Origin of the sequence: Ralstonia pickettii (assembly GCF_001699815.1) — a bacterium.
Lineage (GTDB): Bacteria > Pseudomonadota > Gammaproteobacteria > Burkholderiales > Burkholderiaceae > Ralstonia > Ralstonia thomasii.
In genome coordinates, this window is the sequence record NZ_MCGB01000052.1 from 1 (window position 1) to 1848 (window position 1848).

General features: G+C 62.2%; 2 protein-coding genes. Both read right to left on the reverse strand.

Going from position 1 to position 1848, the window contains the following annotated elements:
• A partial coding sequence (locus BEK68_RS07440; protein WP_037042226.1) for a helix-turn-helix domain-containing protein occupies positions 1-164 on the reverse strand: 164 nt, incomplete at its 3' end.
• Positions 165-279: 115 nt separating this feature from the next.
• On the reverse strand, positions 280-1680 hold the full coding sequence (locus tag BEK68_RS07445; protein ID WP_012436292.1) for a GntP family permease: 1401 nt from the start codon (positions 1678-1680) through the stop codon (positions 280-282).
• Between the last annotated feature and the right edge of the window lie 168 nt (positions 1681-1848).

The window sequence follows — 1848 nt, forward strand, 5'->3', positions numbered from 1 at the left end:
CGTCCGTGCTTGCGCAACCATACCAGCACCGTCGAGCGACCCTGAATGCCATAGCGTCGCTGCGCCTCTTTGTAGGTCAGCTCGCCTTTTTCCACCTGCTCAACCACTGCCAACTTAAAAGCCAGCGTGTAGTCCCTCTGCGTTCGCTTCTTCTGCCCGTCCATCTTGACCCTCACTCCCTGGCGGGGAAAAAGTGTCAACCTTATTCAGGACGGGTCACGCCCATGAAAAAAAGCCGACGTTTGCGCGTCGGCTTTTTTCATTGCGGCAGCGTCTGCGTCAGACGATGCCGGTGGCGTAGAACACGGCAATCACGAAGAACACGGCCAGTGTCTTGATGATCGTCACGCAGAACACATCGCGGTACGCTTCGCGGTGCGTCAGGCCCGTGACAGCCAGCAGCGTGATCACGGCGCCATTGTGCGGCAGCGTGTCCATGCCGCCCGAGGCCATCGCCGCCACACGGTGCAGCACCTCCATCGGAATACCCGTCGCCTGCGCGGCCTGCACGAACTGATCGGCCATTGCCGCCAGCGCGATGCTCATGCCGCCCGACGCGGAACCGGTGATACCTGCAAGCGTGCTCACCGTCACTGCTTCATTGACGAGCGGGTTCGGGATCGCGCGCAGACCCTCGGCCAGCACCAGGAAACCCGGCAGCGTGGCAATCACGCCACCGAAACCGTATTCCGAAGCGGTGTTCATTGCGGCCAGCAGCGCGCCCGACACCGCCGCCTTGCTGCCTTCAGCAAAGCGGCCCTTCACAGCGCGGAAGCCGAACACCAGCACCACGATGATGCCGATCAACAGCGCGGCCTCCACGGCCCAGATCGCGGTCAGCTTGTCGGCTTCAACCGTGAGCGGCTTGGGCAGGCCGGGCAACGCAACGGTGACGACCTTGCCGTACCACGCTGGAATCCAGCGCGTGAACACCAGGTTCATCACGCCCACCAGCACCAGCGGCGACAGCGCGACGAGCGGATGCGCGAGCGTGCCCGTCTCGGCGGTTTCGGGCTCGTTCACCAGCTTGGTCAGGCCGTGGTCATAGCCATGGCCATTGCGCAGCGCTACGCGGCGGCGCCATTCCAAATACGACATGCCCACCACGATGATGAACAGCGCCCCGATGGTACCCAGCCACGGCGCGGCCCAAGAGGTGGTGTGGAAGAACGTGGTCGGGATGATGTTTTGAATCTGGGGCGTGCCCGGCAGCGAATCCATCGTGAACGAGAACGCGCCCAGCGCGATCGTGCCCGGGATGAGGCGCTTGGGGATGTTGCCCTGGCGGAACATTTCCGCTGCAAACGGGTACACCGCAAACACCACCACGAACAGCGACACGCCCCCGTACGTCAGCAGCGCGCACACCAGCACGATGGAAAGCATCGCCCGCTTGGCCCCCACCACGCGGATGACCGACGCGACGATCGAGCGCGAAAAGCCCGACAGCTCGATCACCTTGCCGAACACGGCACCGAGCAGAAACACAGGGAAATATAGTTTGACGAAGCCGACCATCTTCTCCATGAAGATGCCGGAGAACACCGGCGCCACAGCCGATGGATCGGTCAACAGCACCGCGCCGAGTGCGGCCAGTGGTGCAAATAGGATGACGCTGTAGCCGCGATACGCGGCGAACATCAGGAACGCCAGCGCAGCCAGCACGATGATGACGGACATCGACAATCTCCTCGCATGCTTTTCTTTTAAGAGCGAAGGATTGTATGTCGCGATGCAGCAGATTCCGTTACGCAATCACGCGTATTGAACTGGCGGCGGAACTGGCGTTCGGGCGCGCCGGATGCGCGTCTTCGTCACGTTGACGATGACGATCAATGACGATGTCCC